General features: G+C 65.2%; 26 protein-coding genes. 13 read left to right on the top strand and 13 right to left on the bottom strand.

Annotated elements, in window-relative coordinates; genetic code table 11:
* Positions 1-86 precede the first annotated feature (86 nt).
* Positions 87-1,043 (top strand): transporter substrate-binding domain-containing protein, encoded by a 957-nt coding sequence (locus Q7V31_RS08770; protein WP_304733690.1) that lies wholly within the window; start codon positions 87-89, stop codon positions 1,041-1,043.
* A 9-nt stretch (positions 1,044-1,052) separates the two neighbouring features.
* On the opposite strand, the gene Q7V31_RS08765 is transcribed toward Q7V31_RS08770, so the two are convergent.
* On the bottom strand, positions 1,053-1,583 hold the full coding sequence (locus tag Q7V31_RS08765; RefSeq protein WP_304733689.1) for a histidine phosphatase family protein: 531 nt from the start codon (positions 1,581-1,583) through the stop codon (positions 1,053-1,055).
* Positions 1,580-2,407, bottom strand: coding sequence for a sterol desaturase family protein (locus Q7V31_RS08760; protein WP_304733688.1), 828 nt, complete (start codon positions 2,405-2,407; stop codon positions 1,580-1,582). Before Q7V31_RS08760 ends, Q7V31_RS08765 begins: the two co-directional genes overlap by 4 nt.
* Positions 2,408-2,655: 248 nt before the next feature.
* Here Q7V31_RS08760 and Q7V31_RS08755 point away from each other — a divergent pair, with 248 nt between their 5' ends.
* On the top strand, positions 2,656-3,381 hold the full coding sequence (locus tag Q7V31_RS08755; RefSeq protein ID WP_304733687.1) for a hypothetical protein: 726 nt from the start codon (positions 2,656-2,658) through the stop codon (positions 3,379-3,381).
* Positions 3,382-3,385: 4 nt separating this feature from the next.
* Here Q7V31_RS08755 and Q7V31_RS08750 read toward each other — a convergent pair whose 3' ends face one another.
* From Q7V31_RS08750 to Q7V31_RS08740, 3 genes are all read right to left on the bottom strand, one after another.
* Entirely contained in the window at positions 3,386-3,796 is a 411-nt protein-coding gene (locus tag Q7V31_RS08750) for a tellurite resistance TerB family protein (RefSeq protein ID WP_304733686.1), read from the bottom strand.
* Positions 3,797-3,930: 134 nt separating this feature from the next.
* Positions 3,931-6,843 carry an ATP-dependent DNA helicase gene (locus Q7V31_RS08745; RefSeq protein ID WP_304733685.1) on the bottom strand — a complete coding sequence of 971 codons (2,913 nt, stop codon included), beginning with the start codon at positions 6,841-6,843 and terminating at the stop codon, positions 3,931-3,933.
* Between the two features lie 36 nt (positions 6,844-6,879).
* Entirely contained in the window at positions 6,880-8,769 is a 1,890-nt protein-coding gene (locus Q7V31_RS08740; RefSeq protein WP_304733684.1) for a sensor histidine kinase KdpD, read from the bottom strand.
* A gap of 161 nt (positions 8,770-8,930) precedes the next feature.
* Here Q7V31_RS08740 and Q7V31_RS08735 point away from each other — a divergent pair, with 161 nt between their 5' ends.
* The 3 genes from Q7V31_RS08735 to Q7V31_RS08725 all read left to right on the top strand — a co-directional run bounded on the left by Q7V31_RS08735 (position 8,931) and on the right by Q7V31_RS08725 (position 13,041).
* Positions 8,931-10,553: a lysine--tRNA ligase gene (locus Q7V31_RS08735; protein WP_304733683.1), complete on the top strand. Its 1,623-nt coding sequence runs from the start codon at positions 8,931-8,933 to the stop codon at positions 10,551-10,553.
* Positions 10,554-10,693: 140 nt separating this feature from the next.
* Positions 10,694-12,193 carry a hypothetical protein gene (locus tag Q7V31_RS08730; RefSeq protein WP_304733682.1) on the top strand — a complete coding sequence of 500 codons (1,500 nt, stop codon included), beginning with the start codon at positions 10,694-10,696 and terminating at the stop codon, positions 12,191-12,193.
* Positions 12,190-13,041 carry a hypothetical protein gene (locus Q7V31_RS08725; RefSeq protein ID WP_304733681.1) on the top strand — a complete coding sequence of 284 codons (852 nt, stop codon included), beginning with the start codon at positions 12,190-12,192 and terminating at the stop codon, positions 13,039-13,041. Before Q7V31_RS08730 ends, Q7V31_RS08725 begins: the two co-directional genes overlap by 4 nt.
* A 3-nt stretch (positions 13,042-13,044) precedes the next feature.
* Here Q7V31_RS08725 and Q7V31_RS08720 read toward each other — a convergent pair whose 3' ends face one another.
* Positions 13,045-13,686, bottom strand: coding sequence for a helix-turn-helix transcriptional regulator (locus Q7V31_RS08720; RefSeq protein ID WP_304733680.1), 642 nt, complete (start codon positions 13,684-13,686; stop codon positions 13,045-13,047).
* 148 nt (positions 13,687-13,834) lie between these two features.
* Here Q7V31_RS08720 and Q7V31_RS08715 point away from each other — a divergent pair, with 148 nt between their 5' ends.
* From Q7V31_RS08715 to arsC, 3 genes are read left to right on the top strand one after another with little or no spacing between them, the layout of a single operon-like run.
* Positions 13,835-14,191 (top strand): DUF952 domain-containing protein, encoded by a 357-nt coding sequence (locus Q7V31_RS08715; RefSeq protein ID WP_304733679.1) that lies wholly within the window; start codon positions 13,835-13,837, stop codon positions 14,189-14,191.
* The gene (locus tag Q7V31_RS08710) at positions 14,188-15,243 is read left to right on the top strand and encodes a quinone-dependent dihydroorotate dehydrogenase (protein WP_304733678.1); all 1,056 of its coding nucleotides are present in this window, start codon (positions 14,188-14,190) and stop codon (positions 15,241-15,243) included. The genes Q7V31_RS08715 and Q7V31_RS08710 overlap by 4 nt, the downstream gene beginning before the upstream one ends.
* 12 nt (positions 15,244-15,255) lie before the next feature.
* The gene (arsC, locus tag Q7V31_RS08705) at positions 15,256-15,606 is read left to right on the top strand and encodes an arsenate reductase (glutaredoxin) (RefSeq protein ID WP_304733677.1); all 351 of its coding nucleotides are present in this window, start codon (positions 15,256-15,258) and stop codon (positions 15,604-15,606) included.
* On the opposite strand, the gene Q7V31_RS08700 is transcribed toward arsC, so the two are convergent.
* Genes Q7V31_RS08700 through Q7V31_RS08690 form a run of 3 tightly spaced genes read right to left on the bottom strand, consistent with a single transcriptional unit; the run spans position 15,603 to position 17,886 of the window.
* The gene (locus Q7V31_RS08700) at positions 15,603-16,922 is read right to left on the bottom strand and encodes an MATE family efflux transporter (protein WP_304733676.1); all 1,320 of its coding nucleotides are present in this window, start codon (positions 16,920-16,922) and stop codon (positions 15,603-15,605) included. The genes arsC and Q7V31_RS08700 overlap by 4 nt on opposite strands.
* Positions 16,919-17,371 carry a PaaI family thioesterase gene (locus Q7V31_RS08695; RefSeq protein ID WP_304733675.1) on the bottom strand — a complete coding sequence of 151 codons (453 nt, stop codon included), beginning with the start codon at positions 17,369-17,371 and terminating at the stop codon, positions 16,919-16,921. The genes Q7V31_RS08700 and Q7V31_RS08695 overlap by 4 nt, the downstream gene beginning before the upstream one ends.
* Positions 17,368-17,886, bottom strand: a complete 519-nt coding sequence (locus Q7V31_RS08690; protein ID WP_304733674.1) for a PaaI family thioesterase — start codon at positions 17,884-17,886, stop codon at positions 17,368-17,370. Before Q7V31_RS08690 ends, Q7V31_RS08695 begins: the two co-directional genes overlap by 4 nt.
* A 165-nt stretch (positions 17,887-18,051) precedes the next feature.
* On the opposite strand from Q7V31_RS08690, the gene Q7V31_RS08685 reads away from it, so the two are divergent.
* From Q7V31_RS08685 to Q7V31_RS08670, 4 genes are all read left to right on the top strand, one after another.
* Positions 18,052-18,519: a PAS domain-containing protein gene (locus tag Q7V31_RS08685; protein ID WP_304733673.1), complete on the top strand. Its 468-nt coding sequence runs from the start codon at positions 18,052-18,054 to the stop codon at positions 18,517-18,519.
* A 170-nt stretch (positions 18,520-18,689) separates the two neighbouring features.
* Positions 18,690-19,346, top strand: coding sequence for a TetR/AcrR family transcriptional regulator (locus tag Q7V31_RS08680; protein WP_304733672.1), 657 nt, complete (start codon positions 18,690-18,692; stop codon positions 19,344-19,346).
* Positions 19,347-19,379: 33 nt separating this feature from the next.
* On the top strand, positions 19,380-20,405 hold the full coding sequence (locus Q7V31_RS08675; protein ID WP_304733671.1) for an alpha/beta hydrolase: 1,026 nt from the start codon (positions 19,380-19,382) through the stop codon (positions 20,403-20,405).
* A 403-nt stretch (positions 20,406-20,808) separates the two neighbouring features.
* Positions 20,809-21,384 carry a TMEM165/GDT1 family protein gene (locus Q7V31_RS08670; RefSeq protein ID WP_304733670.1) on the top strand — a complete coding sequence of 192 codons (576 nt, stop codon included), beginning with the start codon at positions 20,809-20,811 and terminating at the stop codon, positions 21,382-21,384.
* On the opposite strand, the gene Q7V31_RS08665 is transcribed toward Q7V31_RS08670, so the two are convergent.
* The gene (locus Q7V31_RS08665) at positions 21,369-22,250 is read right to left on the bottom strand and encodes an alpha/beta fold hydrolase (protein ID WP_304733669.1); all 882 of its coding nucleotides are present in this window, start codon (positions 22,248-22,250) and stop codon (positions 21,369-21,371) included. The genes Q7V31_RS08670 and Q7V31_RS08665 overlap by 16 nt on opposite strands.
* A gap of 135 nt (positions 22,251-22,385) precedes the next feature.
* Here Q7V31_RS08665 and Q7V31_RS08660 point away from each other — a divergent pair, with 135 nt between their 5' ends.
* On the top strand, positions 22,386-23,360 hold the full coding sequence (locus Q7V31_RS08660; RefSeq protein ID WP_304733668.1) for an NADPH:quinone oxidoreductase family protein: 975 nt from the start codon (positions 22,386-22,388) through the stop codon (positions 23,358-23,360).
* Between the two features lie 189 nt (positions 23,361-23,549).
* Here the strand turns inward: Q7V31_RS08660 and Q7V31_RS08655 are convergent, their stop codons facing one another.
* From Q7V31_RS08655 to Q7V31_RS08645, 3 genes are all read right to left on the bottom strand, one after another.
* Positions 23,550-24,431 (bottom strand): SDR family oxidoreductase, encoded by an 882-nt coding sequence (locus Q7V31_RS08655; protein ID WP_304733970.1) that lies wholly within the window; start codon positions 24,429-24,431, stop codon positions 23,550-23,552.
* A 366-nt stretch (positions 24,432-24,797) separates the two neighbouring features.
* A complete protein-coding gene (locus tag Q7V31_RS08650; protein WP_304733667.1) occupies positions 24,798-25,070 on the bottom strand; it encodes a DUF6460 domain-containing protein in 273 nt (90 codons plus the stop codon).
* A 45-nt stretch (positions 25,071-25,115) separates the two neighbouring features.
* Positions 25,116-25,949 (bottom strand): mechanosensitive ion channel family protein, encoded by an 834-nt coding sequence (locus Q7V31_RS08645; protein ID WP_304733666.1) that lies wholly within the window; start codon positions 25,947-25,949, stop codon positions 25,116-25,118.
* Positions 25,950-26,001 lie beyond the last annotated feature (52 nt).

The raw sequence follows: 26,001 nt of genomic DNA, 5'->3' as shown, positions 1-26,001 counted from the left end.
GGCGGCACAGGAACCGTCGTCTCGATGTGCCATACTGAGACAGCCGTCGATGTGCGACCGGTGTGGCCGGAATATCTGGGGCGAATATGAGGTTTCTGCTTTATCTCAACACCATTGCGATTGTCCTGCTCGCGGGCACGCTGGTGCGTCTCTATGAGGGCATGCCCCTGCCGTGGGTCGACGAGGCGCCCGCCGTGCGGGAGAGCGAGGCGGGGCTTCTGGCAACCGCAACGTCGCCACCCCTGACGATCGAGCAATATGCGGCTCTGAACCTTCCACTGCCCCATCCCGCTCGGCCGCTTACCGCCACACCGGAGCCGGACGTCGAGCGACTGCGCCTCCTGACCGAAGGCGATTATCCGCCCTTCAACTTTCGCAATGATGCGGGCGAACTCACAGGCTTCGACATTGAAATCGCCGGCGCCCTGTGCGCGCGCCTGAAGGCCGAATGCAGTTTCGAGCTTCGGCCGTGGAGCGAGCTTCTGCCGGCGCTGAAGCGTGGCGAGGGTGACGCGGTTGTCGCCTCGATGCTGATCCCCGTGTCCGGACGCGCGTCGCCGGCCGCAGATAGCGGGGTCGTCTTTACCGAACGCTACTATTCGACGCCGGGCCATTTTGCGACGCAGCGGGCGAACGCGCTGGCTGCCGCGACACCCGCCGCACTTGCCGGCAGGCGCATAGCGGTACAGGCGGGTTCGGTGCACCACGCCTATGTACGGATGAGGTTTCCGGAAGCCGACCCGCTGGCGCTGGCGACGCTCGCCGAGGCTCAGAATGCATTGGCGGTCGGCCGCGCCGATCTTCTCTTCGCCGACCGGAATGTGTTGTTGCGCTGGACGGCGTCGGGCGGAGGTGCCGCGTGTTGCCGCCTGGCGGGGTCGAGCTATGCGGACCCGGCATGGTTCGGCGAAGGCGCGGGCATCGCGCTCCGTGCCGACGACAAGGCCCTGCGCGACCGGCTCAACACGGCGCTTGAAGAACTGGTTGTCGACGGTACCTACGCCCGTATCAGCGCCCGCTATTTCGCCAACAACATTTACTGAAGACGGCGTTCAGGTCTTTTCATCCGTCATCAGGTCGCGCGGCCGACCGAAAAAGACGCTGCGGCCCTTTCCGTCCGCAATGTCGCTCCAGCGTTCGACATCAAACTCGAAAACGATGAAGCCCCCGGTGGGGACCCCATGCGCAATGCGCAGCGCCGTCTCCTCGTCCGGATCTTCCGCCAGCGCCATCGCCAGCAGCACAAGCCCCGGATTATGGGCGACGAGCAGCAGCGTTTGCGCTGTGTCCGGCGCCCGCCGGATTTCGTCGAGCATCGCGTCTGGCATCGCATGATAAAGTTCGTCGCGATAGATGATAGGCACTCTATTGCCCAGCCGGGCGGCCAACGGCGCACATGTTTCCCTGGCGCGCGCTGCCGTCGAACAGAGCACAGTGTCGGGGCGATACGTCGAATTGGTAATGTACCCGGCCATGAATTCGGCTGCTTTGGCGCCGCGGGCATTGAGGGGGCGGTCGAAATCGTCTTTCGCCGGATCGCCCCAATCCGATTTCGCGTGGCGCCACAGGCACAGCCGTTTCATATCCGTTTCTCCCCGCGCTCCACGGCGCCTGAAAAGGGATTGACGAGGCTCCAGCCAAGACCGGCCGGTGCCGGCGCCGGATAGGCCAAAAGGCCGATCCGCATGGCTTCATGGCCATCGCGCGGTTGGGCGCGATAGGTGCCGAAGAGCCGGTCCCAGATCGAAAGGCTGAAGCCGAAATTCATGTCATGCTCATCCTGATGCACCGAATGATGCACCCGGTGCATATCGGGTGTCACGACGATCCGCCGCAAAATCCGGTCGGCTGCGACAGGCAGCCGCACATTCGAGTGATTGAACATTGCCGCCGCATTGAGCAGGACCTCGAACAGGACAACCGCCACGACGGGGGCACCAAGAAGCGCCACGGCCAGAATCTTTACGCCCATGCTGATCAGGATTTCAACCGGGTGGAAGCGGATGCCGGTCGTCACGTCGACATCCGGATCGGCGTGATGAATCCGGTGCAGCCGCCACAGAAAACCGAGGCGGTGAAAGACCACATGCTGGGCATAGATGAGCAGATCGAGTGCGATCATCGAAAGCGGAATTGCGACGGCGGCCGGTGCGCCGATCCAGTTGAAAAGCCCGATGCCGCGCCGCGCGGCCTCGACGGCCGCCGCCGCCGCGACAAGCGGTACGACGATCCGCACCAGCAAGGTACCGATTGCCGAGAGCGCCAGATTGGTCGGCCAGCGGCGCCAGCGGGGCATGCTCGGCGCCCGGCGTGGCGCCGCCAATTCCCACAGCGCCATTGACGCCAGGACTGCCACAAAGGCGGCGAGCCGGAACGCGGGTTCGTGGGTCGACAGGAACTGGGTCATGCGCCTCGGCTGGGTAGGGTATTGCCGCACATCGAGCGCAAAGAAACGCCCTGCAGAACGCGACTATAATGTCGCTTTGCCACCAAGAAAAAGGACACCTTGCGGGGCATTCGGATAAAATAGCGCCGAGACCCGGATGCTAGGGTCCGGAAGGGACGGCTGCGATGCGTGGTGGTGTTTTTTCTGGGGCGGTATTTTTGGCGTTGCTGGCGGCGCCCGCAGAGGCCACGCCGGCGGGGACCGGCAACGTGGCGGCTGACGTTGCGGCACAGGCCGGTGAACCGGGCGATGGCGCCCCCGAACGTCCCGATGGGGCGTCGGCCAGCCCGCGGTCGCCATCGGCAATGGTCGCGGGCGACGAAACCTTTCAGGCCGACTTTACGTGCCGCAAGCCGGCGGGTGCTGCGCAGGACGGACCGATCGTCTGCCAAAGCAGGATCAATCCGGTCTTGCCGCAGTTCCTGCTCGATTTGCGCTGGCATCTTGATCCGGAAACCGGAGAGCGCGTCATAACCGCCATTTCGATCCGTCGGGAAGGTCGCGCCGAACCGTTCCAGGTGATTGCCGGCCTCGATGCTCGAACCCCGACCGCGATCGACAATGGTGGCTTTGAGCTTATCGACATGGATTTCGACGGCTATCTCGACATGCGCGTCATCGCCGAGGGAACGGCGGGCCCTAATACGCGCTACCGCAGTTGGCTCTGGGTCACGGATGACGACCGCTTCGTCGAAAGCGCCGCACTCGACGAAATCGTCTCACCTGAATTTGACCCGGAGACACGGGAAATCTTGAGCCGCTGGCGCTCAAGTGCCGCCGAGGGCGGTGTCGACGTCTATATATGGAATGACGGCGTGCCGGTCATGCTCCATCGCGAGATCGACCGCTACGATGGCCCCTCGCGTTGCACCCGCACCTTCTACGACCGCATCGAAGACGACATGCGCGAAACGGGTTCCGGTTCCTGCAGTTGAACGGTCAGAGCGGCATGTGCCGTGCGCGGGCACCGCGTTCGATGGCCGCCGTCGTCAGCTTGTCGATATCGAGCGTGTCGCGCAGCAATTGCAGCAGCCGGATTTCTTCTGCGCCGACCGCAAGGTCGGATGTCGCAATCTCGACGGCCAGCGCATAGCCCGTCTCGCGCAAATGTGGCGGCAACGCGTCCTTCACCAGTCCGAACACCGCGTCGAGCCCTCCATCTTCCTGCAGGATTGCCGCGCATTCCTTTGCCACCGGAATCAGCCGTTCGGGATTGAAGTTGCGAAAGGCGGGCAGGGTCTGGACGATGGTGCCGATGTCGCGCAGTTCATTGTCGCTCATCGCGCGATCGACGGCGCTCATCGTCACCATGATGTAGATCAGGGCGGTCTCGGGAGAAATCGTCGACATGAGGCTTCCTTGGCTCGAATTTGCGCGCGAGCTTAGAGCGTTTCCAGGTGAAGTGGAAGCCGGTTCACCGTCCGGAAACGCGACAAAACAAAGACTTAGAAACGTTCATCGTTTCCGTGAAACGATGAACGTCTCTAGAGTTTGGTCTGGTCGGGAGCAAGCGCGGTGCCAAGAAAGATCCGCGCTTCGGCAATTGCCTCGGCCAGACCCACCCGGTGAACCGGGACCCCCGGCGGGAAAGCCGAGGTCAGCCGGGTCGGCAACCGCGCGTCGAGCGCGACAAAGACGCCGCGGTCGCTGGCGCGCCGGATCAGCCGCCCGAAGGCCTGTTTCAGCCTGAGGCGGGTCAGCATGTCATCATAGCGTGTCTTGCCGAAAACCTCGCGCCGCGCCTTGTGCAGAATGTCCGGCCGGGGCCAGGGCACGCGGTCGAACACAATCATGCGCAAGGCATCGCCCGGCACGTCGACGCCATCGCGCACGGCATCGGTGCCCAGCAGGCAGGAGTGCTTCTCAGCCCGGAATATGTCGACCAGCGTGCCGGTGTCGAGCGCATCCACATGCTGTGCATAGAGCGTCAGCCCGGCTTCTTCGAGCGGCGCCACGATCCGTTCATGCACGGCGCGCAACCGGTGAATGGCGGTGAAAAGCCCGAGCCCGCCGCCGCCCGCCGCGCGAAAGAGTTCGCGATAGGCTGCGGCCACCTGATCCATGTCGCCACGTGCGACATCGCGCACCACGAATATACGCACCTGATTTTCGTAGTCGAAGGGCGAAGTCATGAAGGCGCGCCGCGCCGGCAATGCGAGATGCGCGGCGCCGGTTCTGATTTCGGCCGTCTCCCAGCCTTCGTCGTCCTCGGTCTCCTCGATCAGACGGTCGCGCAGCGTCGCCGACGTGATCAACGCGCCATGGGCCGGCTCCAGCACGGCTCTGGCGAACGGGATGGTCGGGTCGCGCCAGTGGCGGTGCATGCCGACATCGCCCTCGCGGCCGAACATCCGTTCGATCGAAAACCAGTCGACGAACGCCTCCGGCATTGTAGCGTTGAGACTGGCCAGCATCGCCTGCCAGGCCGGAACAAGGATACGCGAGCGCCGGTCGAGCCCGCGCGCCGCCGCGTCCATGCGGATGCGTGTCGCGGTGTCGAGGTCTTCGGCCGCGTCGTCGAGCCGTGCGCGCAGGCGCTCCGCAACGAGCCGCAATGGCGCCACAAGGCGTTGCAGCGCCGCATCGAGTTCGCGCGCCGCCGATGCGAGGCCGGCCACCGGCGGTTCGGTCTCCGCCTCGAGTGAAAAGGGGCTGTCATTGTCTTCGGCCCGCGCATGAACCTGCTGACGCACGAGGGCAAGAAACTTTTCGGCCGCACCGCGCGGCATGCCGTCGTTGAGCCGCGCGGTCCAGCCCGGCGCGGGCAGCGCGGCGGCGGCTGAAAGCGCGGCGGCCAGCGCCTCTTCGGCCAGATCGTCGCCACCGATGAGGTCGCCGATACGTTCGTCAAGGCCGCGCCCGCGCCGCCCGCGCTGGCCTTCCGCGCCTCGGATCCAGCGCCGGAGCTCGGCGGTTTCGATGCCCGAGATCGAGGCCGAGAAGGCACTGTCGGCGGCGTCGAAAATGTGATGCCCCTCGTCGAAAACGAAGCGCGACCGCGCTTCCCGCCCGCTCGGCGCTTCATCCTCGGCGCCGCCGGCTGTGTCGGTCGCTGTGGTCGTTGCGATCTGCCCCATCGCTTGATCGAGTGCCGCCTGCCGCATCACCAGGGCATGATTGGCAACCACGATGTCGGCGCGGCGTGCCTTGCGGATCGCGCGCTCGATGAAGCATTTGCGGTAGTGCGGGCAGGCCGTATAGACGCATTCGCCGCGCCGGTCGGTCAGGCCCGTGCGCCCCGTCGCGCCGCCGAGCCGGGCCGCCAGCCATGCTGGAAAGTCGCCGCCCACCATGTCGCCGTCGCGGCTGGCCTTCGCCCAGCGCGCGACCAGCCCGACGGCGGTCGCGCCGCCGCCCAGCGCCGCGCGGTCCGCCAGCTCGGCGAAATTGAGCAGGCAGAGATAGTTCTCGCGCCCCTTGCGAACGACGGTTCTCTCGGCTTTTTCCGCCGGATCGGGATAGAGCCGCGAAAGTTCCTGGTCGAGTTGCCGCTGCAGGTTCTTGGTATAGGTCGAAATCCACACCGTCCCCTTGTTGCGTTCGGCCCATAGGCTCGCGGGCGCGATATAACCAATGGTCTTGCCGATTCCGGTGCCGGCCTCGGCGATGACGACATTGGGCGCACCCGCAGCCTCGCGCGGGCCGAAAGCGAACGCCGCCACGCCGGCAAATTCGGCCTGCCCCTCGCGCCGTTCGGCATCCGCGCCGGCAAGATCGGCCAGACGCGCCCGCGCCTCGGCCTCGCTCACCGGCAGCGAACCCGCCGGCGGACGCGGCGCCTGCTCTTCCCACTCCGGCAGTTCGTTCCAGATATCGAAGCCGCGGCCCGCGGGTGGCCGCCCCTCCCGTCCCAGTACATCGGCAAGCGCGGCAACCACGCCCGGTCCCCAGGCCCAGCCGCCTTCAGCCATGCGGAAGGCCGTGCGGGCGGCCGACGGACGGTCGGGCAGGCTGCGATCCTGCAACCGCTTCAGCATTTGCGCTGCGGCTGCGTGCAGCATCAGCGCCTGCGTCTCCGGTGTGTCGCCGGCATCGAGGCCGAGCGCGCGTGCCAGTCCCTCCGGCGTCGGCAGGCAGGGCATCGCCGGATGCACGAAGGCGAAGAGCTCCATCAGGTCGAACACATGTGGTCCCGGCGCACCGAACGGCCGCCCGCGGGCGATCCGCCGCGCTGTGAAGCTGGCATGGACCAGCATCACCGGCTCCTGCTCGATCAACTTCAACGCCGCCTCGGACCCGAGTTCGTCGACTTCACCCTCGGCGCTGACGACCACCGCGCCGCCGGCGGCCCGCGACGGCACGACGGACGGTACATCGGGCAGGAAAGCACCGTCGCCGCCACCGGCGGAGCCGCCGGCCGGGTCGATCGGCGAATCGGAGTTGGAGGGGCGGGGCATGGGCGGCGAGTATAGCCGGGCCCGCCTCGAATGAAATCAGTTGGCGAGGCTCGGATAGGCCTTGGCGAGTTCGCGCCACGTGGCGGTGATTTTCTGCTGCAGCCGCGGCACCTCGCGCATGGCGGCCTCGGCCTTGCCATGTTCGAGCGCCATCTCGATGTCGCTGGCGACATGCGAAATCGCCGAGAGGCCGATATCGTCGGCGGCGGCCTGCATGGCACGTGCGCCTTCCGCCAGCGCCGCCTCATCGCGCGTGGTGCGCGCGTTCTCGATCCGGCGATGGACCGTCAGCACGCGTTCGAGTCCGGCCACCAGGTGATCCGTGATGCGCTGCGACCCGATCTCGCGTTCGATCTCGTAAAGATGCCCGAGATCGATCAGTTTGTCGGCGGGCTGGCGTCTTGGCGGCGTGGCATCGGCTGTCAGCGACGCAAAATAATCCGCAGCGCCACCGGGCTGCGCCGGGAGCAGGAACCAGAACGTACTGCCTTGGTCCGGCGCGCTGTCGACGCCGATCTTGCCGCCCATGAGCCGCACCAGACGGTCGCATATCGGCAGGCCGAGGCCCATGCCGCCCGCTTTCCCGGCAAACCGGAAGTCGCGCGCATCGTCGCCTTGCCAGAAGGTCTCGAAGAGTTTCGCGCGGGACTCATCCGAAAGTCCGCGCCCGGTGTCGGTCACGGAGAACCTCATCACCTTTTCGCCGCCCGCCGTTTGGATGGGCGCGACTCGAACGACAATGCCGCCTTTTTCGGTGAATTTGATGCCGTTGCCGATCAGGTTCGTCAGCACCTGGCGCACGCGGTCGGCATCGGCAAGCATATCGGTGCCGGCAGCGACCGCCGCATCGAGTTCGAGCGACAAGCCGCGTTCGTTCGCCTGGTGCCGCAACATGCGAACGACGCTGCCCGCCAGCTCCGCCGGATCGAAGTGCCGGGGCCTCAATTCCAGCGACAACGCTTCCATCTGCGACAGATCGAGCATGTCGTCGAACAGGCGGCGCAGCAGCTGACTGGTTTCCTCCATCGACCGTGCGATCGTTCTTTGCGTGTCGCTCAGCGGTTCGTCGGCAATGTGCAGCGCCATGTTGCTCAGGCCTTCCAGAGGCGCGCGCACTTCGTGGTTCAGGATGTCGAGGAAGGCTTGTTTGGCGCGCATGGCGGCCTTTGCGCGTGCTTCCGCCTCCTCGGCGTCGCGGCGCTTCTGTTCGGCGGCGGCATGGGCCCGGGCCATTCGCTCGGCGAGGTCGGCATTCTCGAAGCGCAGCCGGAAGGCCTCGCGATAACCGGCATTCACACGCCGCGTCCAGCCGGCAACGGTGGCGAAGAACATGCCTGCCAGCACGACGGTTGCAATGGCAAGCGGATCGGCGCGCCAGACCAGCAGGATGGTGGTCGGCAGGCAGGAGGCTGCGATGTAGTAGACGACGGCGCGCGGATGATTGGCGCGCGTGATCGCCGTTGCCATGGCAAGGCAGGCCAGCACCAGCACATAGAAGATTTCATGGGCAAAGGACGCGCCCGGCAGCCACAGCAGCGCGCCCACGCCCCAGGTCGAGCCGCTGACAATGGTGACGAGCGCGTAGCGCTTGCCCCACAACGCCGCATTGGTGACGACATCGGGATCGGCGCGAAACCCCGCACGCACCCGGTCGAAAAGCACCTGCGCGACAAGTTGTATGGCCGCCACGACGCCGATGGTCCAGATCGGCGCATGCGGCCAGAAGGCCAGCCCCACAACAACAATGCCGCCGAAAACCGTCAGGCGACTTGCCTCGCCCAGCGTCAACAGCAGGCGGACCTGTTCGGCGTCGATACGGGCCTCGATGGGGTGGGTACGGTGAACCGGACCGGATGGCGCGATGGTTACGGCTTCGCTGTCAGTCTCGGCCTGGGTCGACGTCTTGTCCGGCTCGCTATGGGTCAACTTTCGGGTCTCCGGAGGGCCCCAGGAATTCTGGTTCACAAGCCCTCGAAATCGGCCGCCGGCCGCCTGTTTGGCCCGGATTGCCGCGTTGACGGAGGGGTGTGGTAAGCATAGGGTCCGCGCGCTTGATAAAGCCTTAAATCATCCTTTCGAGTCGAAAAATGCCAGCAGAAACAACGGCGATAGCACCGACCACGCTTCTTGAGGCCGCCCGCGTCAGCAAGGCTTGGCCTTTCGAGGAAGCACGCAAGATCGTCGACCGGCTGGAGAAGGAAGGCGGTCCCACCCGCCCGGTCCTGTTTGAGACAGGCTACGGCCCTTCCGGCCTGCCGCATATAGGCACGTTCGGCGAAGTGGCGCGCACCACCATGGTTCGCCGCGCCTTTGAAATTCTGGCGCCCGGCGTGCCAACGCGCCTGCTCTGTTTCTCCGACGACATGGACGGCCTGCGCAAGGTGCCGACCAACGTTCCGAACCAGGACATGCTGGCCGGCTACATCAACATGCCGCTGACCAGGGTGCCCGATCCCTTCGGTACCCATCCAAGCTTCGGCGAGCACAACAACGCCCGTCTGCGTGCCTTCCTCGACAGCTACGGCTTCGAATATGAATTCGCCAGTTCGACCGAATATTACAAGGCCGGCCGCTTCGACGCGACGCTGCTGAAGGTGCTCGAGAAGTTCGACGAGATCATGGAGATCATGCTGCCGAGCCTGCGCGAGGAGCGCCAGCAGAGCTACAGCCCCATTTTGCCCGTCAGCCCGCGCACCGGCCACGTGTTGCTGGTGCCGCTGGTTGGCCGCGACGCGAAGAAGGGCACGGTGAGCTATGCCGAGCCCGAGACCGGCGAAATTGTCGAGGTGCCGGTCACCGGCGGCAATTGCAAGCTGCAATGGAAGGCCGACTGGGCCATGCGTTGGGTCGCGCTCGGTGTCGACTATGAAATGGCCGGCAAGGATCTGATCGATTCCGTCAAGCTTGCCTCGCGCATCTACCGTGTGCTGAGCAATCAGCGCCCGCCGGAAGGCTTCAACTACGAGCTCTTTCTCGACGAGGAAGGCAAGAAGATTTCGAAGTCGAAGGGCAACGGACTTTCGATCGAAGACTGGCTGCGCTATGCGAGCCCGGAAAGCCTGCAGTATTTCATGTTTCAGAGCCCGCGCGCCGGCAAGCGGCTCTATTTCGACGTCATCCCGCGCAATGTCGATGAATATCTGGGCGCCTTGACGGCTTACCCGAAGCAGGATCAGCGCGAACGTCTCAACAACGCCGCGTTCCATATTCACGGTGGCAATCCGCCGCTGCAGGACCTGCCGATCACCTTCTCGCTGCTGCTGAACCTCGCCAGCGCCAGCCATTCCGAAGACCGCAACGTCCTCTGGGGCTTCATCCGCAACTATGCGCCCGACGCCACTCCCGAAGATCATCCGCGTCTCGACCAGCTCGTCGGCTATGCGATCAACTACTTCCACGATTTTGTGAGGCCGGCGAAGAAATATCGGGCGCCGACCGACCAGGAACGGGCCGCATTGGAAGATCTGGCAGCGCGCTTCGAGAAGGTGGACGCGTCTGCATCCGCCGAGGATATGCAGAACATCGTCTATGAAATCGGCAAGACGCATGAATTCGCGAATCTGCGGGACTGGTTCAAGGCGCTATACGAAGTTCTGCTCGGCGAGGAACAGGGTCCCCGTTTCGGCACCTTCGCCAAGCTCTACGGCGTCAGGGAAACGGTCGCGCTTATCCGCCGTGCGCTTGCCGGCGAGGATCTTTCAAAGGCCTGATCGCGAAAATTAGCCATGGCGCGTCCGGCAACCTGCCAGCGCGCCATTGCGGTGCCGCGCGGCATGGCTGAACATGGCAGGGGCTGTTTGTCGTCAACCAGAGGTGCGCACCGTTGAGTTGTCCTGCGCGATGGATCGGCGTGTTGTTCGCATTCGGCTTGTCCGGCGGCTGCGTCGCCGTGCCGGACTGGCGCGCCGAACCGGAAGCGGCCTCGCCGCAGGCGCACTGTCTGGCGCTGATCGGCGACATGGACGAGACCGTCGCCGCGCATGATGTCGGCGATGCCGGCGCCGCCCGCGTGAAGACCTTTCCCTATCTCCGCATCGACCGTTTCCTTGCGAGCTTCCGCCATGACCTGGCGGCGCCTGGCGCCTTCGAGGAATGGGTCGGCCATCTTCGCTGGCTCGACGCCAGGGCGCGGGAAGTCGAGGCGGCGAACCTCCCGGCCGAAATGCGTGCGTCGATTGCCGCGCGCCACGGCATTGCCGAACCCGCAGACTTCGCCGCCGCCGCCAATCGGTGTGGCGATCTCCTCGTGAAGGTCGAAATCATGACGGGGCCAGGGAAAGCGCGTGACGCGCTGATCCATGCCGCCGTTTCCCCCAGCCACTACAATCAATGGCAGCGCGCCATCGGCCTCTATCCGCTCACCAATCTCGGCGCCGTCATCGGCTACGCGCGCTGGAAAGACGAGAACACGCGCTCCTTTGCGTCGCCATTCGTCCCCGCCGCAAAGTCGGACGACGTCACGATTTACAAACCCGCTCCGCACGCGGATGCAGGCGAGGCGGCCCGCATCGTCCGCGCTGCGCCGCGTTCCGTTCTCGGCTTGCCGAGATTCTCCGAAAGCGATGTGGCGCATCTCACAGCCGCTTTCGCGCCGGTCTTTGAAATCGAAACCGAAAGCAACGACGACCGCCTCGGCCGCCCCGTCTGGCGGCATGAAGATGGCAAGTTGCTGCCGGGTGTCGACGTGACGCACCCGGTCGCAACGACGCGCCTCGTCTATACGCGTTTCGAGGGCAGGGTGCTGCCCCAGCTGACTTACACTGTCTGGTTCCCGGCGCGGACGCTGCAGGGACGTTTCGATCTTCTCGGCGGCCGCATCGACGGGTTCATCTGGCGCGTGACGCTCGACGAAAGCGGCGAGCCGCTCATCTATGACGCGATCCACGCCTGCGGCTGCTACCACATGTTCTTCCCCGTCGCGCCGCTCGCGCGCGTTTCCGTGCCCGAAGACCGCGACACGCGCGAAGCGCCGCTGTCGCCGAAATCCACTCCACGCCTCGCGCCCGGTGAACGCATGCATCTCCGCCTCGCCGCCACCAGTCACTATCTTCTCAATCTCGGCGCAGCGGAGCGGGCGCCCGGCGGTGCCCTGCTCTATGAACTCCGATCGACCCACCTCCCGCCCACCTATGGCGAGCGCTCCCTGCCATTGCCGGAAGGCGGCCGCCGCAGCTTCTATGGCCCCACAGGCATCGTCCCGCACACGGAGCGTCTGGAGCGCTTCACGCTCTGGCCGCTCGGCATCGAAAGTCCCGGCGCCATGCGTCAATGGGGCACCCACGCGACGGCCTTTGTCGGTGAGCGCCATTTCGATGACCCATGGCTTTTCGAGGGGGCCTTCGCGCGATGAGGGCGCTCGTTCCTTTGATGCTCCTCTGGCTGGTCGCGGCGCTGCCTGCGCCGGTGATGGCAATGACCGGCGATCTCGAACCGGCCGCGGCTGCCTTCGATAACGGGGTCTTCGCGCGTGCCGCGCGTCTCGCCCGCGATCTGGGGACGGCGGAAGGCGACGCCTTTGCCGCCCGCGCGGAACTGGCGCGGCGTGAATTCATCGCCGTGCCGGCATCCCGCCGCGCGGCCCTCGACAAGGCCGCCGCCGATGCGCGCCGCGCCATCGCCCGCGACCCCGAGCGTCCCGAAGGGCATCTCTATCTTGCCGTGGCGCTTGGACTGATCGCGCGGGGTGAGGGCGGGCTGGCCGCGCATCTGGCGGGCTATGGCGGCGAAGCGCGCCGGCACATCGACACGGCATTGCAGCTCGAGCCGGAAAACCCCTGGGCCCACGCGGCGCTCGGTGGCTGGCATCTGGAGATCGCGCATACAGGCGGTTTTGTCGGCGCCGCGCTTTATGGCGCCGGCGCGGCCGAGGGCGAGGCGGCCTATGAGCACGCATTGATGCTCGACCCCGAAAACATTTCGATAGCCTGGCAATATGCGTTTCAGATCGCCGGCATGGGCGGCGAGGCCCGTCGCGCCCGTGCCCGCCAGTTGCTCGCGGCCATTCTGGAAAATCCGTCGCCCACGGCCCTCGACGTCCTGCTCCGCGGCCATGCCGCCGAACTCGCCGCCGCGGTCGACAATGATGATCGTGCTGAAATTCTCCGCATCGTCACGCTGCGTCTCGGCCGCGCAGAGGCTGGCGCCGCGCCGTCCGGTTCGCGTGTCGTCCCGCGGCCGCCCATCGGCCGCACGCGTTGAGCGCTATTGGCTGGCCCAGATAATTCGCGCCATCCACAAGATTTCGTCGTTTTTCAATATCCGGTCGTCATGCGACGGATTGAACGAGTGCAGTTCGACGTTTTTGGCGGTGCGCCGCGCCATCACCTTGGCCATCACTTCGCCGGCGATCGTCTTGACCACCACGCGGTCGCCACGCCGGATGCCGGCGGCGGGCGACACGACGATGATGTCGCCATCGCGATAGACCGGTGCCATGCTGTCGCCGCTGACTTCCAGCGCATAGGCATGCTCGTCCTTGAATTCCGGGAACGCCACTTCCTCCCAGCCGCTCCCGACCGGAAAGCCCGCATCGTCGAAATAGCCGCCATGCCCCGCCTGTGCGAGGCCGATCAGCGGTACGTTGCGTTGCCGCGCCACGAAGTCGCCATTTGCCACCAGCGCCAGAAATTCCTCAAGCGAGGAGCCGGTCGCATCGAGTATGCGCGAAAGGCTTTCCGTGTTCGGCCAGCGCGGCCGCCCCGCCGCCGTGACGCGCTTCGACTTGTTGAAGGTCGTGGCGTCGAGGCCGGCCGATTTGGCAAGGCCGGACGCCGTCAGGCCATGCGCGGAGGCCAGCGCATCGATGGCGGTCCAGAGTCGGCCGTGAGACAGGGCATCGGCCATGAGTATTGCGTCCGGATCGATCAAACCGTGAATGAGATAAGAATATAATCAGGAATTCCGCCTGATTTCCAGAGTTAATTCCTATTATCTGTTTCTTGTCCCCCCGCCGCCCCATGGCTAGAGTGCCGCGCAATCGGGAAAAATCGGCATGCCGTCAGTTTCGGGCCTCATCTACAAGATCGTCAGCGAGTATGAATGGCTCGCCGCCGCGGCCGAGGGCCGTTTCATCGGCTCGGCGGTCGATATCGACGACGGCTTCATCCATTTCTCGACCGCCGCCCAGGTCGCCGAAACGGCGGCGCGCCATTTCGCTGGCCGCCGGGGCCTGTTGCTGGTCGCGGTCGAGACGGCGGCGCTCGGCGACGCGCTCAAATGGGAGCCCTCGCGCGGCGGCGCGCTCTTTCCCCATCTCTACGATGTGCTGAGCCTTGAGGCCGTGCGCCGCGTCGAAGCGCTGCCCGTTGGCGAGGACGGCGCGCATCGCTTCCCGGAGCTTGAACCATGACGCGCATCGATCTCTTTCCGCTGGCGCGCCCGGCCATGAGCCTGCTCGATCCCGAGACGGCGCATGCCCTGACCTTGCGCGCGCTGCGCCTGGGTCTCGGCCCTCGCACCCGCGAAGCCGATCCCGTTTCGCTGGCGACCGACATTCTCGGCATGCATTTCGAAAATCCGCTCGGCATCGCCGCCGGCTTCGACAAGAACGGCGAAGTACCGGACGCCATGCTGGCGATGGGCATGGGCTTTGCCGAAGTCGGCACGGTGACGCCGCTGCCGCAAGCGGGCAATCCGCGCCCGCGCATTTTCCGGCTGCCGGTCCATCGCGCGGTGATCAACCGTCTCGGTTTCAACAATGAAGGCCATGCGGCGCTGAAGAAGCGTCTCGAGGCGCGCCGCAAGCGTCCCGGTATCGTCGGCGTCAATATCGGCGCCAACAAGGATGCGGCCGATCGCATTGCCGACTACGAAGCCGGCATCCGCGCCTTCGAAGGGCTGGCGAGCTACTTCACAGTCAACATTTCCTCGCCCAATACGCCGGGTCTGCGCGCACTGCAGAACCGCGCCGAACTTGAAAACCTGATCGCCCGCGTGCTGGCCGCGCGGCGCGGCAAGACGCCCGTGTTGTTGAAAATCGCGCCCGACCTCGGCCCCGAGGAACTCGCCGACATCGCCGAGGTGGCGCTGGCGCAGGGCCTCGATGGCTTGATCGTCTCCAACACGACGATCATGCGCGAAGGTCTGGTCTCGGGCCTCCATGCGCAGGAGACAGGCGGCCTCTCCGGTGCGCCGCTCTTTGCGATGTCGACAGCGGTGCTGGCCGACATGTACCGCCTGACCGCGGGCCGCCTGCCGCTGATCGGCGTCGGCGGCATATCGAACGGCCACGACGCCTACATGAAAATTCGCGCCGGCGCATCGCTGTTGCAGCTTTACTCGGCACTCACCTTTGAAGGTCCCGGTCTGATCGCGCGCCTCAAGCGCGAACTGGCGGCGCATCTCGCGGCAGACGGTTTCGCGCATCTGAAGGATGCCGTCGGCGTCGACGTCAAACTGTAGAGGAAACGAGGCATGTCAAAGCCCACCATCTATCACAATCCGCGCTGCTCGAAATCGCGCCAGACATTGGCGCTGCTGGAGGAAAACGGTCACGCGCCGAAAGTGATCGACTATCTGAAAGAGCCGCCCACCGCCGCCGAGCTTCAGGCAATCCTGAAAAAGCTGAAAATGAAACCGCGCGATCTGCTGCGCAAGGGCGAGGACGTCTACAAGTCGCTCGGCCTCGACAACGAAAAGCTCTCCGACGAAAAACTCGTGCGCGCGATGGCGGAAAACCCGATCCTGATCGAACGCCCCATCGTCGTTGCCGGCGCCAGGGCGAAGATCGGCCGTCCGCCCGAAAGCGTGCTGGATCTTTTCTAGATCGCGCGTCTCAGCCGCGGAAAATAAAATCCGAGCGACGCCGCCCGCATCAGGTTGAAACCGGTCAGCGCCGCCCACAGCCCGTGATTGCCCCAAGGCAAAAAGAGCCACCACAGCCCGAGAAAGAGCAGGCTCGAGGCCAGCGCCGCATTGCGCATTTCGGGGCCCCGCGTCGCGCCGATGAAAATCCCGTCAAGCTGGTAGCACCAGACCGACAGCACCGGCAGCAGCGCCGCCCAGAAGAGATAGAGCCGCGCCGTTCCGCGCACGCCCTCGTCGACGCTGAGAAAATCGATAACCGCGCCGCCGCTGGCATAAATGCCGATGGACAGCAGCAGCGAAATCCCGGCCGCCCATTGCGTCGAGAGCTTCGCCGCGAGGTCGAAATCGCGGCGGTTGCGCGCACCGACCGCCCTTCCGACCAGCGCTTCGGCGGCCAGCGCAAATCCGTCGAGGAAGAACGCACTCACCGTCACGAATTGCAGCAGGATCGAATTGACCGCCAGCGTCAGCGGCCCGGCCTCGGCGCTTTTTGCGGTGAACCAGGCAAAGGACAGCATCAGCACCACGGTCCGCACCATGATGTCGCGATTGACGGCGATGGTGCGCGCCAGCTGCGCCGCATCCATGAGCCGCGCCCGTGTCCACGCCCCCGGATAAAACCGCAAATGCCGCGCCGCAAGGGCAAGACCGAGCGCCGCGGTGGCGACTTCCGCGATCAGCGTGCCCGCCGCGATCCCGGCCACGCCCCAGCCGAGCCCCAGCGCCAGCCAGATATTGAAGAAGATGTTGACGAGATTGAGGAACACCTGCAGCACCAGCGCAACCTGCGCGCGCCCGAGCCCGATGAACCAGCCGACCAGCGCATAATTGGCAAGCGCCCAGGGCGCGCTCCAGATGCGGATGTCGAAATAGATGCGCGCCAGCGGCTCCACCTCCGGCCCGCCATCGAGCAGCGCGAAGGCGGCAAGCCCGATCGGCCATTGCAGCGCGATCAGTGCGGCGCCCACAGCGCCTGCAATCAGCAGCGCGCGGCCCAGCGCGGCGCGGATTTCGGCGCCGTCCTTGGCGCCCAGCGCCTGCGCGGTCAGCCCGGTCGTTCCCATGCGCAGGAAACCGAAGCTCCAATAGACCAGCGTGAAGATCAGCGCCCCGATCGCCACCGCGCCGATATATTTGGGGTCGCCCAGCCGCCCCATCACGGCGGTGTCGGCAATGCCGAGCAGCGGCGTCGAGATGTTGGAAAGAACGATCGGCGCGGCAATCGCCAGCACGGTGCGGTGCGTCACCCGCGATGCCGGCGTCGCGGTACTCATTTGTCGGCAGGTTCGTCCGCTGCCTTCAGCAGGAAATGTCCATGCGCCGCCGCAATGGGCCGTGCGCGGTCCTCCTGCCAGGCCTCGGCATGCACGGTGGCGACGCGCCGTCCCTGTTTGGTGATGACGGCGCGCCCATAGGTCTCGACAGGCTTGCCCGAGCGCAGATAGTCGATGGTCAGCCCGATCGGCTTCGGCAGCCCGCCGGCACCGGCCTCGCCCCCTGAAAACTCAAATGCCAGCTGCGCGATCGCGGTCGTCTCCAGAAAGGCGCCGATCACGCCGCCATGCAGCGCCGGCAGCACCGGATTGCCGATCAGCTTCTCCGAGAAATGCAGCACCGTGGTGATCTCGTTGCCGCGCTGGTCGATACTGATGCCGAGCCAGCGCGCATAGGGGATCGCCTGCATCAGCACCTCGATGTCGGGCATTTTCGTTTCCGCGCTCATGCCGCGCCGCCCTTCTTCTGCGCGAACAGCGCCATCGCCTCGGCCGCCGCTTCCGGCGTCATCGGCATGCTGCGGTTGGCCGACAGCATGAAGGTGCCGACACAGGTGGCGATCGGATCGGCCTCGTCGCTGTGATAGGCCGTGCCGCGCACAAAGGCGATGCTGCTCGTCACCTTGTAGCAATGCGTATGCGACATCAGCTCAAGCTTCGGCGTCGCCGGTTTCATGTAATCGATGCGCAAATCGAGCGTCGCGATCGACATCCGCTCCGGCAGCGCCAGCTGCACGGCGATGCCGCAGGCATTGTCGAGCAGCGAGGTGATGACGCCGCCGTGAATGACGCCGGTCTCGGGATTGCCGACCAGGTTCTCGGCATAGGGCACCGACAGCCAGGCTTCGCCGGGGGCGGCGTTGACGACCGTCATGCCGAGCGCTTTCGCATGCGGCACATGCTCGATCAGCACGTCCTTCATCAGCGCGATATGTTCCGGAGTTATTTTGAAGCCTGAGGCCATGACAAAGTCTTCGCAAGCCGTGAAAACGCCCGAAACCGCCTTTTACGCGCTCTGCGCCGCCGCGCCAAGTCAGCACGCGCCTGGCCGGCCGCCCGGTTGCGTCCCGCGGGGCAGGGGCGCAGACTGCGTCGGGACCATCGGGGGGCGGCAACGGAGCGACAGACCATGCTGGACCTCGAAGAGGGGTTGACGCTCCTCGGCGATCTCGATGCGCTTGCGGCGCCCTTGCCGCAACTGATCGCCTATTGGGAGCGCAAGCGCGGCACGCGGTTGATGCCGGCGCCTTCCGACATCGACCCCGCGGAGATCCCCCGTCTGCTGCCCTTTCTCACCATATCCGACGTCACCTACGATCCGCTCGACATCCGCTACCGTCTCATGGGCACCGGCCTCGTTGAACTGGGCGGCGTCGACCGCACCGGAAAATCCCTGCGCGAAGGTCACAGCGGCGAGCGCCTCAGGCAAAGGCTCGCGGCGCTGGAGGATCTGCTGGCCGCGCCGCGCCCCGTCGCGCTGGCGGGCCGGCTCGATTGGCTCGATCGCGGCTTTCGCCGGTTTGAATGTGTGCATCTGCCGCTTTCGACCGATGGCGAAAAGGTCACGCGCCTTCTGGCCGCCTATGCCTTCCCGTGAACGCGGCGTCACAGCGGCTCAGGGGCGCCCCCTCAACTCTAACCGTCTGAAACAAGGAAGATTTTCGCCTCCCGCCCGCCGGCGCCGAAATTGACGTTTTTCGTCATTGGATTAGAATGATTTGCGAGGCGTGCGAGTCCGGGGGCGGACAGTCCGCGCGGAGAGGGAAAATGGCAGGCGTCACACAGATGGAGGTCGAACCCGAAACCGGGTCCTCGGCGTCGAAACCGCGCGGCAAGCGCGAACAGACCAAACACACCAACCGCGAGGCGATCCTCGATGCCGCGCGCAGCGTCTTCGCCGATCTCGGCTATGGCGCCACCTCGGTGCGCGACATCATCCGCAAGACCGGCCTCGCCTCGGGCACCTTCTACAACTACTTCAAAAGCAAGGAAGAAGTCTTCGAAGCGCTGATGGACGAGGGCATGCGCCGCATCCGTCCGCGCCTGCGCGCCGAGCGCATCCGCTCGCGCACCTTCGAGGATTTCATCCGCAATGCCTATCGCACCTATTTCGAATATCTGGCGACCGATCGCGACACCTTCCAGGTGATGCGTCGCAATCCGAATACGGTGCGCGTCCGAATGGACTCGCCCGAAATCCTCGCCGGCTTCGAGGAGATCCGCGAATATCTGGAAGAAGACATCCGCAACGGCACGCTGCCCGATGTCGATTCCGAATATCTGATGGCCGCCCTTGTCGGCATCGCCATGGAAATCGGCGACCGCATGTTGCGCCGCCCCGACATGGATGCCACCGTCGCCTCGGCCTTCGCCACCCAACTGGTGCTCAATGGTTTCCGCGCCTTGCCCGCGCGCCAGCCCTGATTGCCGCTCCCGCCCCTTGAGAGGAAATCGCCGATGAGCGTCCAGAAATTCATCGTCCGCAGCCTGCTGAAATTGCCCGACGGCATCCTGATCAGGATGTCGGGCGGCAAGCCGTTGGCGATCGACGGCCGCATCCTCGATGCGCGCACCCAGTTTCTGGCCGTGCAGGGCGCAAAGCAGCCTTCGATAACGACGCTCGACCCCGCCGCCGCTCGCGCCGGCACGGCGGCGGGCCTGAGCCTGCTCGACGATGCGCCGCGCCAAGGCGTTTCCGTGCGCGCGCTCGAAGTGCCGGGCCCGGCCGGCCCGCTCGAAGCGCGCCTCTACACGCCCAAAGAGGCGCAAGGCCCGTTGCCCGGTCTGGTCTTTTTTCATTTCGGCGGCTGCGTCATCGGCGATCTCGACACCTGCCACACCTTCTGCACGATGATTGCCGACATTGCCGGCTGCGCGGTGCTGAACGTCGCCTATCGTCTGGCCCCGGAGCACAAATTCCCGGCCGCCATCGACGATGCGTTGGCCGCATATCGCTGGGCCGATACCCATGCCGCCGATCTCGGCATGATCGCCGGGAAAATCGGCGTTGGCGGCGACAGTGCCGGTGGCTATCTCTCCGCCGTCATCGCCCAGGAGGAAAAACGCGCCGGCCGCCCGGGTCCCGCGCTGCAACTGCTGATCTATCCGGTCACCGATTGGGACTGGAAGGGCGGTTCGATGCAGAGCTGCGCCCATGTCTATCCGCTGACGGCCGAAATCATGGACTGGTTCGGCGGTCTCTATCTCAACAACGAAGCCGAACGCAAGGATCTGCGCGTCTCGCCGATGAAATCGCCGGACCTCGCGGGGCTCGCGCCGGCCATCGTCATCACCGCCGGCTTCGATCCGCTGCGCGATCAGGGCGCGGCCTATGCCGACAAGCTGAAAGCGGCGGGTGTCTCCGTCACCTATCGCTGCGAAGACAGCCTCGCCCATGCCTTCACCGCCATGACCGGCGTCGTGCCGCTGGCAAAATCGGCCTGCGAGAAAATCGCGGCCGATGTCGGCGCCGCGCTCCGTTGACTCATCTCCTTCCACCCTCCCCCTGTGGGGTGAGGGGCGGTTTGCGTAAGCAAACGAAAAGGTCCGGTGGACCTTTTCGAGACCCGAACGCCCGGAGCGCAAGCGAAGGGCCGGGCAGTCAAACGGCTGCAAGCCGTTTGGGGAGGGGTTCTCCGCTCTCGGCAAACGACGCTTGCCCCGTTTTTGCGTGCGTGCTAATCCCACACCGTCCTTAGGGGAGTAGCCGCCCTCCGCCGTCATGGCAGAGAGGGGCGGGCGTCAACAAACTCGGGTTGGATAATCTCGAACCCGTGGCGTCCGTGCTCAGCGACAAGCTGAATTGGCGAGACCTTTGGCTCATGCGCGCCCCTCGGCCGGGCGGGCGCAATGGGTCATTGTCTCGTCCGGCATCGGAGCTTGTCTTTTGGAAGCCTTCCTCGTTTCCCTCGGTACCGTCGCCATCGCCGAAATCGGCGACAAGACGCAGCTTCTGGCGCTGATCCTCGCCGTCCGCTTTCGCGCGCCGGTCGCCGTCATCGCCGGTATTTTCGTCGCCACCGTCGCCAATCACGCGCTGGCCGCCTTTGTCGGCACCCTGATCGCCGACTGGCTGACGCCGCTGGTGCTCGCCTGGACGGTCGGCATCTCCTTCCTCGCCATGGGTGTCTGGGCGCTCATTCCCGATGCGCCGCCCGCGGCGGACGAGGCGAAAGCGCCCGCGCGCTTCGGCCCCTTCCTCGCCACCACGGTTGCCTTCTTCCTTGTCGAGATGGGCGACAAGACACAGGTCGCCACCGCCGCGCTGGCCGCCCATTACCAGTCGCTGGTGCTCGTCGCGCTCGGCACCACGCTCGGCATGATGGCGGCCAACATCCCCGCCGTCCTGCTCGGCGAGGCGGCGGCAAAGCGCGTGCCGCTCGCCCTTGTCCGCACGATCACGGCGGCGATCTTCATCCTGCTCGGTCTGGCGGCGCTTGCAAGCGCCTATGCCTGGTCCTGATCCGACTGCAGGAAGGTGATCAGCATTTCGTTGACCGGCTGCACCTCCTCGCGATGCACCCAATGCGAACCCTCGGCGAAAAAGAGCGTCGCGCCGCGCCTGCACAGCGCGATGCTGTCCCGCGCCAGCGACGGATCGGCGAAGGCGTCCTTCTCGCCCCAGATCAGCAGCACCGGCGTCTCGATCGGGCCGGGTGCGGCGGGCAGGTCCTTCTTCAGCAACGCGCGGTACCAGTTGAGCATCGAGGTCAGCGCGCGCGGCTCGCGCCAGGCCTTGCGATAGGCCTCCGCCTCGCCGTCGAACACGCCCGGCCGCGCCGCCGCCTTCAGCGTCGCGATGAAGGGCTCGAAATTGCCGCGCCGGATCGCCATTTCGGGCAGCCAGCGCAGCCGCATCGCTTTGACATAGCGGCTCTTCTTGCGCTGTGCCGCGTCGGCATACATCGCCCGCTTCCAGATCGCCGGATGCGGTGCGTTGATCATCGCCGCCTTCTCCAGCGCTGCCGGCCGCGTCGAGGCAAGCCACCAGGCGACGCTGGCGCCCCAGTCATGCCCGACGACGCGCAGCTTCGTCTCGCCGAAATGCACGCCCAGCGCCACCACGTCTTCCGCCAGCTCGTCGAGATCATAGGCCGCCACACCCTTCGGCTTGCCGCTCGGCCCGTAGCCGCGCTGGTCGGGCGCGATCACGCGGAACCCGGCCTTTGCCAGCGCCGGCATCTGCCGGTTCCAGCCGAGACAGGTATCGGGAAAACCATGCAGCAGAAAGACGACCGGTCCGTCGGCCGGCCCCGCCTCGGCATAGTGCAGGGAAATTCGCTCGAGATGCGCCACACCGAAACGCAGCGTCTCCATGCCGTTGATCATCTTGGTCTTCCCTCTCGCAGCATGCCCGGTCCCCGGCGCAATTCTGTGCACCCACCGTGGCGAAGTCGGGGCCGTGGCTCTATGCTCGGCGCACACAGCAATTTGCCATAAGCAAAAAATTCCGGGAGTCTCGAAATGCGAACCATGCGTGTGCATGAATTGTCCGACGATATCGGCGTCCTGCGTATGGACGAGATCGAGCTGCCGCCGCCGGGCCCGGGCGAGTTGCGCGTGGCGCTCCGCGCCTGCTCGGTCAACTTTCCCGACATCCTGATGGTGCAGGGCAAATACCAGTTCAAGCCCGAGCTGCCCTTCGCGCCGGGCATGGAAGGCGCGGGCACCGTCGCGTCAATCGGCGAAGGCGTGACGAAGTTCAAGCCGGGCGACCGCGTCGTCGCCGGCCTGCGCATCGGCGGTTTCGCCGAGGAGGCGAACGTGTCCGAGGAAGCCTGCCGCCCGATCCCCGGCAACATGGATTTCGCGCAGGCCGCCGCCTATCCCGCCGCCTACCTGACGGCTTGGGTCGCGCTTGTCTGCCGCGGCCATCTGCAGCCCGGCGAAACTCTGCTGGTGCATGGGAGCACGGGCGGCGTCGGCCTCGCCGCCGTCGAAATGGGCAAGCTCCTCGGCGCCACCGTCATCGCCACCTCGGCCTCGGACGAAAAACTGAAAGTGGTGAAGGCGCGCGGCGCCGATCATGTGCTGAATGTCAGCAGGGGCTTTCGCGAGCAGGTGAAGGAACTGACGGAGGGCCGGGGCGCCGACGTGGTCTTCGATCCCGTCGGCGGCGACATTTTCGACGAAAGCACCCGCTGCATTGCCTGGAACGGCCGCCTGCTGATCATCGGCTTTACCAGCGGCCGCATCCCGACCGTCTCGGTCAACATGCCGCTGATCAAGGGCTTCTCGGTCATCGGCGTCCGCGCCGGCGAATATGGCCGCCGTGACCCCGAGGCGGGCCGGGCCAACCTCGAAGCCATCGGCCGTCTCGCCGCCGAAGGCAAGATCGCCCCCTATATCTGCGCCCGCTTCCCGCTCGAACGCGCCGTCGACGCGATGCGCATGCTGCAAAACCGCGAAGCCGTCGGCAAGGTCGTCATCGAGATGTGAACTAAAAAGGGATCGTGCACGCAGAGGCGCAGAGACGCAGAGAAGAAAGAAAATTTGTTGCGCCTTCGGCGCGAAGAATCTTCCGGCGCGAAGCGCCAATAAGGCCCATTGTTCTGCTCTGCGCGAACAACTTTCATTGCCTTTCTTCTCTGCGTCTCTGCGCCTCTGCGTGCAAAAACCTTCCTTCCTTCAAACGCTCCGCTGCGCCTTGTCCTTGTCGTTGGCGCCGCGGATCAGTTCGCGCATCTTGTCCCATTCCGCGTCCGAAAGCTTCGACAGCCGCGCGAAATTGCCGCCGCCGGCCGAATAGCCCGCCCCGTCGATGGCAATGGTCTGCCCGGTCAGATATTCGCAACCATCCGCCATCAGGAAGGTCGCCAGGTTTTTCAACTCGTCCATCTCGCCGACGCGCCCCATCGGAATGCCGTCGCGCGAGCCCTCGCCATCGGTCGACTGGCCGGGCGACAGCCGCGCCCAGGCGCCTTCGGTCGGGAACGGTCCCGGCGCAATCGCGTTGAGGCGGATGCCATAGGGTCCCCATTCGGCGGCCAGCGACTTCGTCATGATGTTGACACCGGCCTTCGACATCGCCGACGGCACGGTGAAAGGTCCACCATTCCAGATCCATGTCGTCAGGATTGAAATCACGCTGCCCTTGACCTTGTCCTCGATCCAGCGCCGCCCGATCGCATGCGTCACATAAAAGGAACCGTGAAAGACGATATTGGCGATCGCGTCGAAGCCGCGCGGCGAAAGGTCTTTCGTCGGCGAGATGAAATTTCCCGCCGCATTGTTGACGAGCCCGGTCAGCGGCCCGCCATCGGCCCAGATTTCGCCGACCATGTCGTCGACCGCCTGCGCGACGCGAATATCGACGCTATGCGTTTTGACCGAGCCGCCATGTTTCGCCATCAGTTCTTTGGCGGTCTCGTCGAGCACGTTTTTGCGCCGCCCGCAGATATAAACCTCGGCCCCGAGCCTGAGATAATCCTCGGCCATCTCCTTGCCGAGCCCGGTGCCGCCGCCCGTCACCAGAATGCGCTTGCCCTTCAAAAGCCCGTCGCGAAACATCGTCGCCATCTCGTCCTCCCGCATGTTTGTTTGGAAGAAAGATAGCGCGCCGCCTACATCCCGTCTCGCCTTTCGGCATGACGCAAGGGAAGGCGGCATGTACGTCCTGCGCGCCTCGACGTCCCACCCGCCCCCAAAGGGGCAGGGCAATCGCATGTGCAATTGGTGGTTTGCCGGACGCAACTCATTTCAGGTCGTCATTGCGAGGAGCGTAGCGACGAAGCAACCCAGAAAGCGCCGAACACAGAGTTTGCGGCGCTTTCTGGGTTGCTTCGCTTCGCTCGCAATGACGGTGTTGGTTGAACGCCCAGAGCCAACATGCGATTGCCCTCCCCCAAGGGGAGGGTGGGCGAAGCTATTTCCCCCTCAATCCTTCTTCCCGCGCTCCGTCATCACCGACCACAGCCTGACGACAATGAAGATCGGCACGACGACAATGGCGCCGAGCACCAGATATTGCAGCGACCAGTCGATGGCCTCGAAACCCATCGACCAGATATTGGCGATGGTGGACAGGAAGTCGCGCCACAGGTCGATCGGCTTGATGCCGAGAATGGCCAGCACGATGCCGACCGCGATCGAGGCGACCGCCAGCTTGAAGATGGTGGCCAGCACAGGCCCGCCGAATAACCGGTTCATGTCCGAAAACCTGCCCTTGTGATGCCGCCCGTAACCCCGTTGGCCTCAATCTTTGCCAGTATAGACCGTCCGTGCCGGGAAGGGGATGGTGATTCCCTCGGCGTCGAAGCGTTCCTTGACCCGCTGGGTCAATTCGAACTTCAGCGGCCAGTAATCGGATGTCGCGCACCAGACCCGCGCCGTGATGTTGACCGAGCTGTCGCCGAGCCCGCCGACGCCGAGAAAGGGTTCGGGCTCCTTGAGGCAGCGCGGCTCGGCCGCGAATTCGGCCCGGATCGCATCCATCGCCTTGCCGATATCGTCGCCATAGGAAATGCCGAAGGAAAAATCGACCCGCCGCGTCGCATGAAAAGTGTAGTTCTTCAGCGCCTGTCCCCAGATCTGGCTGTTGGGCACGAAGATCTGCACATTGTCGGGCGTTGTCAGTTCGGTGTTGAAAAGCGACAGCAGCTTGACCGTCCCGGCGATCCCGCCGACCTCGACATAATGGCCGGATCGGAACGGCCGGAAGATCAGCAGCATCACGCCGGCGGCGACATTCGACAGCGTGCCCTGCAGTGCCAGGCCGACCGCCAGACCGGCCGCGCCGAGAAGTGCGATCAGGCTCGCCGTCTGCACGCCGAATTTGGCCAGCACCGCCAGCACGGTGAAGATCAGCACCAGATAGCGCACCAGCGTGCCGAAGAAATTCTGCAGCATTTCGTCGATGCCGGGAATCCGCGCCATGCCGGCGATCGTCCATTGCCGTGCCTTGCCGGCGAACCAGAAACCGGCGATCAGGATCAGCACCGCCGAAATGATCGCCAGCCCGTGCTCGACAAAGGTCGGCAACAGCGCATCGAGATGCACGCGAATTTCCGGTGGCAGTTGATCGAGCATGGGGGCGGGGCACTCCATTGTGGTGGGAGCTGTCCTGATTAGCCCCTCAGTG

The organism is Parvibaculum sp. (assembly GCF_030651915.1).
GTDB lineage: Bacteria > Pseudomonadota > Alphaproteobacteria > Parvibaculales > Parvibaculaceae > Parvibaculum.
Note: the sequence above shows the minus strand (reverse complement) of the source record. Positions and strands in the feature narration are given on the sequence as shown.